Source organism: Mesorhizobium sp. M7A.F.Ca.US.014.04.1.1 (genome assembly GCF_003998745.1).
Lineage (GTDB): Bacteria > Pseudomonadota > Alphaproteobacteria > Rhizobiales > Rhizobiaceae > Mesorhizobium > Mesorhizobium ciceri.
On record NZ_RZRW01000002.1, the window covers coordinates 36,854 to 43,503 of the forward strand.

At 57.4% G+C, this 6,650-nt stretch carries 7 protein-coding genes; all 7 read left to right on the top strand.

Annotated elements, in window-relative coordinates; genetic code table 11:
* The first annotated feature begins 8 nt into the window (after positions 1–8).
* Complete coding sequence (locus tag EOA22_RS00380; protein ID WP_281034207.1) at positions 9–128, top strand: GMC oxidoreductase; 120 nt, start codon at positions 9–11, stop codon at positions 126–128.
* A 770-nt stretch (positions 129–898) separates the two neighbouring features.
* Positions 899–2,020 carry an alpha/beta hydrolase gene (locus tag EOA22_RS00390; protein WP_063169347.1) on the top strand — a complete coding sequence of 374 codons (1,122 nt, stop codon included), beginning with the start codon at positions 899–901 and terminating at the stop codon, positions 2,018–2,020.
* A gap of 224 nt (positions 2,021–2,244) precedes the next feature.
* Entirely contained in the window at positions 2,245–3,117 is an 873-nt protein-coding gene (gene ehuB, locus EOA22_RS00395; protein ID WP_082826582.1) for an ectoine/hydroxyectoine ABC transporter substrate-binding protein EhuB, read from the top strand.
* 59 nt (positions 3,118–3,176) lie between these two features.
* Positions 3,177–3,848 (top strand): ectoine/hydroxyectoine ABC transporter permease subunit EhuC, encoded by a 672-nt coding sequence (gene ehuC, locus EOA22_RS00400; protein ID WP_063169346.1) that lies wholly within the window; start codon positions 3,177–3,179, stop codon positions 3,846–3,848.
* Positions 3,845–4,513 carry an ectoine/hydroxyectoine ABC transporter permease subunit EhuD gene (gene ehuD, locus EOA22_RS00405; protein WP_063169345.1) on the top strand — a complete coding sequence of 223 codons (669 nt, stop codon included), beginning with the start codon at positions 3,845–3,847 and terminating at the stop codon, positions 4,511–4,513. Before ehuC ends, ehuD begins: the two co-directional genes overlap by 4 nt.
* A 119-nt stretch (positions 4,514–4,632) precedes the next feature.
* A complete protein-coding gene (ehuA, locus tag EOA22_RS00410) occupies positions 4,633–5,409 on the top strand; it encodes an ectoine/hydroxyectoine ABC transporter ATP-binding protein EhuA (RefSeq protein WP_063170381.1) in 777 nt (258 codons plus the stop codon).
* Positions 5,410–5,971: 562 nt separating this feature from the next.
* Entirely contained in the window at positions 5,972–6,640 is a 669-nt protein-coding gene (locus EOA22_RS38015; RefSeq protein ID WP_176477193.1) for a hypothetical protein, read from the top strand.
* The last annotated feature ends 10 nt before the right edge of the window (positions 6,641–6,650 follow it).

The window sequence follows — 6,650 nt, forward strand, 5'->3', positions numbered from 1 at the left end:
TTTTGGGTTTGAGGATCGCCGACGCTTCCGTCATGCCATTTTGCCCTCGGGCGAACACAAACATTCCGACGATTATGGTGGCTGAGAAATTGGCCGACACAACCTTGAGAGACGGCAGACGGAGCTAGGCCAGGCGGCATGTACATTCTGCCGGAGCGCTGCCGCAATGTGGTGTTCACCGAGCCGCTTGCTAAGTTCACCGAAGCCCTGCTCATGCCGAATGGCAATCCCAAAAGACCAGCACTCCTTTGACGATATTCGTGATAAGGGCCTAACGCTGGTCACCACCGCCGGTTCCGACACGGTCACGACCGCCAAAGACGCGGGCATTCCGGAGGATCGTGTCATGCAGGTCGCCGGCCAGGCCGAATTCTTGCAGGCAGTGAAGGTCGGCCGCGCGGCGGCGGGGTCGCTAAACTACTTCACGGTAAGGAGCTCGCTGACAAGGTCGACAGCGTTGAAATGGCAGATCCGTTCACCCCGCCGGCTGGGAAGGCCGGCTACCCAAGTCTCGCCTTCCTGCCCAATCAGCAGGCGGTCGATGCCTTCAACGAGGTATTGAATACTTATATCGGCTCCGACCAAATGATGCAGTCGGTCAAAATACGGCTACACCAAAATCAATCTGCCGGACGGCACCAAGACCGGCGACCTGTGCAAGGGTTGAAATCTTGCGGGGAATGCCACCCATGCACCTAAAAGGCTCCCGGCCGCAGTGGCTGGGCGACGACAGAGCAAAGTGACAAGACGCGAGGCTCCGGGGTGCCGATTTCCGGTATTCAGACGAGATAGTTCGGCAACGTGGCATGTGAGGCTGCTACGCTCAGGAGTGAGCAATGGCAGTCCATCTCGCATGTCGCAATGCCGACCTGATGCCCCTCCTTTTGCCGAGGAACCGATGATCACCAAGCATCGCGTATCGGTTGATGGTGTCGAGACATCGTACTGCGAGAACGGAGCTGGTAGGCCGATTGTTTTCCTGCAGGGGGCGGGCTTCCGTGCAGAGGCTAAGAGTTCCTTTGTTCGGCAGCTGAACGGGCTATCCGATCAATTTACGGTAGTAGCGATTGATCAACTCCATTTTGGGGGAACGGATTATCCTGCTGACTGCAAATACATTAACCGGCTCGGTCGTGTGAATCATGTAATTAGCTTCCTCCAACAACTGGGTTTGAAGCAGATCACGCTAGTCGGCCATTCAGAAGGATCATTCGTCGACGCGCGGGTCGCGATCGTGCGTCCCGATCTTGTTTCTAAGCTTGTCCTGCTGACCGCTAACTCCGTGTCGCCGGCGTTCGGAGATGACCGTGACGAAGCTTGGCTGGAGGCCTGCCGGCAGGCTTACGGCTGTTCCGGCCCGATGCCGAGCGAAGAGGAATACATCACCGCACGGCGGAAAAGCTGCCGCGCCCACGGGCAGGATGTGGAATGCGCCGAGCGAGAAGCCTATCGGCGGGCCGCGGCTCGGGGACAATGGGAGATCTGGCAGAGATTGCCGGAAGACGAGACAAACCTGCATCGTTATCCACTGCTGCAGCAGAAGTATATCTTCCCCTACCTTGATCAGCTTCAGGCCCAGACGTTGATCATCTGGTCCAAGAACGACCCTACCGCGACGCCGGAGCAAGGGATCAACCTGGCGAAGCTGATCAGGAATTCAGATTTCCATCTGCTCAATAATGCCGGCGATTCCGTCCAGGTTGATCCGGAGCGAAGCCGTGAACAGACTCATCCGTCAATGGCACGAATGATCAACTGTGACGGGAACAATGCTCGGGCCAGCGTCTCCGAGGCGAATCTCTCAGCGGCGTGTCGCATACGACGAACTTGTGCCCTGCCATGGCAACAAGGGCATAGCCCAGGCGGTGGCGCCCATCCAACCGGGCAGGGCAGGAGTCATGCAAGACGTGGTGTGCCTCAGTTGGCCATACCACAGCTCGCGATTGTTCACTTCCAACGAACCACGGGGATGACGGAAATGTGCGTATGCACCCAAAAATCACCGAATTTCTGCGAATAACTTGCATTTCTCGCACAAAGCACCACAGCTGCGCTGCTACGCTCACGAAGCATGCACAAGTGGCGTAGCAAAGGATCGACTGGAGGAATCTATACCTAAGTGGGGACCCTGCAGCTCACACGATGATGGGAACCGCCGGACTACAAGCTCAACAAATGATGCAATGGTCTTTTCCCGAGGCATATCGGGAGACCATCGGCGATGCGAAAACGGAGGACTAACCAGTGGTCAAGTGGAAACTCGACGAATGCTTTAAGGCTGCAATCTTGAAGAGGATTGCCGCGCTCGGCCTGGCGGCGATGACAATCTCGTCCTTTGCCGGTTCGGCCTCGGCGGAGTCGCTGCTCGATAAGATTAAGAACGGAGAAACGATCCGTCTTGGCTTCACCAATGAGCCTCCCAGTGCCTATCCTGGTGCGAACAACGAGCCGCTTGGCCTGGTCAATGTGATGACACTGGACGTTCTGAGAAAGATGGGAACGACCAAAATCGAGCCGGTCGTAACCGATTGGGGTTCCCTTGTCCCGGGCCTCCAGGCTGGTCGCTTTGACATCATCACGGGCGGCATGTGGATTAAGCCGGAGCGGTGCCGCAACGTCCTGTTCAGCGAACCGATCGCATCGAGCAATGATTCGATGATCGTGCCGAAGGGCAATCCGGAAGCGCTGCATTCCCTCCATGACGCTCAGAAGAAGGGGCTTACCCTGGCCATCATGACGGGTACCACCGCAGTCGAGCAGGCGAAGAAATTAGGTTTCCCTGACGACAAGGTTATGCAGGTCGCCGGACCGCCCGAGGTCGTACAGGCTGTAAAGGCCGGCCGCGCCGCTGCCGGCTCGCTCTATAGTCTGAACGCGACGACTCTTGCCGAGCAGGATCCCAGCATTGAGGTGGCTGACCCGTATACCCCGCCGGGACCGAATGAACATCCCGCCATAGCCTTCCCGCTCAGCGAACAGGCTGCGGTAGACGCGTTCAATGCTGTGTTGAAAGACTATATTGGCTCTGACGAAATGATGGCCGCGGTCGGCAAATATGGTTACACCAAACGCGATCTCCCGGATGGCAGCAAGACCGCTGATCTTTGCAAGGGCTGAAGCTATGCGTCTGACCGCTCCCCGGCCCTTGGCCGGTAGGCGGTCAGTGGGGAGGGCATATGAGTAAGGTCGATCTCAGCTTTATCTTTGCCGTGCTCACCAAGGGCGTCATGACTACGGTCATCGTCACTCTTGGCGCCTGCGTCGTAGCGATCGTCCTTGGGCTTTTCGTGGGCCTGACCCGAGTCTCTCCCCGTCGGCAGTTGCGCTGGTTCAGTATCGCCTACATCGAATTCTTCCGCGGGACGTCCATGCTGGTTCAGCTCTACTGGTGGTTCTTTGTATTGCCGATTTTCGGTATTTTCCTGTCGCCGTGGACTGTCGGAATTTTGGGGATCGGAATGAATGCCTCTGGCTACGCAGCCGAGTATGTCCGCGCCGCCATTCAGGCCGTTGATAGGGGCCAGTATGAGGCATCTACAGCGCTCAATTTTTCGCGGCTCACCATGATGCGGCGTATTATCCTCCCACAGGCAATGCGCGCCATGCTGCCGACCTGGGGTAACATGCTCATCGATGTGCTTAAGGGTAGCTCGCTCGTCTTCTTCATCACCATTCCCGAATTTACTAGCGCCGCCAAGCAGGCGGCCGACGCAACTGGCGATTATATGCTGTTCTTTGCGGTTGCACTATTCGGTTATTACATCATCGCGCGCGCCCTCATCACTCCTTTCGTGCGCTGGCTGGAACGCCGCGTCTCGCGCGGTTTCGTTCGGGAGCAGGTGGCTTGAAGATCTGGGATTGGTCTTACGTATGGGAGGCTTTCCCATATCTCTATCAGGGAGCGATCGTCACCATTGAGGCTACGCTGCTCGGGTTTGCGATCGCGCTGATATTGGGTCTTGTCTTCGCGATGATTCGCCAGTCGCCAAACCGCTACGTCTCGACCACCATGGCGGAGATCGTGGAGTTTATCCGTTCAACGCCCTTGCTGCTGCAGTTGTTCTTTGTCTATTTCGTTGGTCCGCAGATCGGAATCTTCATTCCTGCCTGGACGGCGGGAGTTGGCGTGCTGGGGATCCACTATGCAGCCTATTGTTCCGAAGTCTTCCGCGGCGGCATCGAGAATGTGGATGGCGGCCAGTGGGAGGCCTGTACGGCACTAAACCTTTCGCGAACGCGGACCTGGCGAACAATCATTCTGCCGCAGGCGATCCCGCCCATGGTGCCAGCTCTGGGCAATTACTTCATCGGCATGTTCAAGGACACGCCGGTCCTGGCGGCAATCTCGATCTTCGAGATGCTGCAGCAGGCGAAAAATTTCGGGGGCAATAACTATCGATACATAGAAGCGATCACTATGTGCGGCTTCTTCTACTACGTGTTCAGCTTGGTTGCTTCCGCTATCGTGCAGTCGGTCCGCGTCTGGCTCAACCGCCGCTACCATCTGCAATAGGGAGGCCTTATACTATGAGCGAATTTGTGCTTCGCTTCGAGGACGATCTCACGAAGCGCCCTAGGGCATCAGCCAGGCGGGACGAGCTTGACCTCGATATCAGGCGCAGCGAAAAAGTCATGAACGAACCCATAGTTCGCTTCGAGAACGTCACAAAGCGCTACGGCGCGTTGACGGTGCTGGACGAACTCAATCTCGAGATCGCACGCAACGAGAAGGTGTCCATCATTGGTCCGTCCGGCTCGGGCAAGACCACCGTTCTGCGCATGCTGATGACGCTTGAGCACATCAACGGGGGGGTGATATGGGTCGACGGTGAACCGTTGACGCATACGCAGAAGAACGGCCAAATAGTGCCGGCGAGCGAGCGTCATCTCCGTCGCGTGCGTGCCAAGATCGGTATGGTGTTCCAGCACTTTAACCTGTTCCCGCATATGACTGCTCTGCAGAACTGCATGGAGGCGCCGATCTCCGTCCTTGGGCTCTCGAAGAAGGAGGCGGAGGCCCGAGCGGCAGAGCTGCTCGACTTGGTGGGCCTCGGCGACAAGAAGAACCATTTCCCGATCCAGCTTTCCGGGGGCCAGAAGCAACGCGTGGCGATCGCTCGGGCGTTGGCCATGCGGCCCAAGGTGATGCTGTTTGACGAGGTGACATCAGCGCTTGACCCGGAACTGGTTGGAGAGGTGCTCAACGTCATCCGCAAGCTCAGCGCCGAACATGACCTCACAATGCTGATGGTCACGCACCAGATGGGCTTTGCCAAGGAGTTCTCCGATCGCGTGTGCTTCTTTTCTGGCGGTAAGATTGTCGAGCAAGGCCCGCCCAGCCAGCTTTTAGGCAATCCGCAAAACGAGCGAACGCAGCAGTTTCTCAATGCGGTGCTGGAGACGAGGTGAGTTGCGGGTTGTGCCGCTAGTTGAGTTATCCCGTGGGTGGCTTCCGGGCAGGAACTGGTCCGTTCGGAGCAGGCTGCCCTGCGACGAACCTACGCGCGGTTTTTCAGGGCCGGGTTGATGTCGAGGTTACTGCCCCAGTTCATTCAGGACTGCATAACTAGGATCGTCCGGTCCAAGCCCCAGATTGGTCGAGTTAGGTAAATAGCGCTGCCCGTTCGGCAGTTGCGAGCTTGAAGATCTGATGTGCGTTCAATCTGCCATTCAGGGCATCTGGGCTCTGGAAAGTGCCCTAACACGATTGTCTGACGGCGGACGCAAACCCGGTATCCTACAGGCCCGGGGAGGGTCGCACAAGCGTTCTGCGGTTTCCCAGTTTTTACGGCTTTCATGCGAATGCACCAAAACAATGCCGACTTACTGCGCCTGGAAAGGCATGTTTCTCTGAAACAGCCGTTTCGACGCTGTTAAATTCGTGCATTCAGAGAGAACCTGTATCGCGCAGGTGATGGGCATTTGCTGCCGAAATCACCATCTTAGCTGCTTCCAGAAGAAGGATGCTTCCGTGACAACTCAACAAAGGGCCCTCGGAATTATTGGGCTGGAGATCGGACTTCCGCCTCGTGAATTTCCGCCACCGCAACCGGAGTCGGTCTTCAACCCGGCAACTTTCGACTTCCCAATTATAATAGAGACCGCGGCCGGGGCTTTGGAGGAGAGGGTCATTCCCGGTGATGCTTCTCTCGAGCCGGCCTACATTGCAGCTGCCAGGCGGTTGGTCGAGCGCGGAGCAGTCGCGATAACCGGGGACTGCGGGTTCAGTATCCGGTACCAGGCTGCAGTGGCCGCGTCTGTCGAAGTCCCGGTGGCCATGTCGAGCCTGCTACTGGCGCCCACGCTACTCCGGCAGCTTCCAGCTGACGCAAAGCTCGCCGTTGTGGCCGCAGACTCAAGACACTGCGGCAAAGAGCTGCTGGGCATAGATTCATCCGCAGAGGCAAGAGTAGTCATCGGCGGCATTGAAGGTGACGCGTGGCCGGCTGGTGTTGTTGAAATGGAGTCGGAGGTTGCAGCCTGTGTCGCGCGACTTGGCGCCGCACATCCGGGGATTGCCGCCCTCCTATTTGAATGTACATTGTTCCCGATGGTGACGTCAGCAATCCGTCGTAGGACAGGACTGCCCATCTATGACGCCGCGACCCTTTATCGGATGACATTCGCGTCCGTGGCTTGACCGCTTGGAG

Bases quoted from the DNA above. Each gene is read 5' to 3' on its own strand.
- EOA22_RS00390 (WP_063169347.1), top strand. From the start codon at position 899: ATGATCACCAAGCATCGCGTATCGGTTGATGGTGTCGAGACATCGTAC.
- ehuC (WP_063169346.1), top strand. From the start codon at position 3,177: ATGAGTAAGGTCGATCTCAGCTTTATCTTTGCCGTGCTCACCAAGGGC.
- ehuA (WP_063170381.1), top strand. From the start codon at position 4,633: ATGAACGAACCCATAGTTCGCTTCGAGAACGTCACAAAGCGCTACGGC.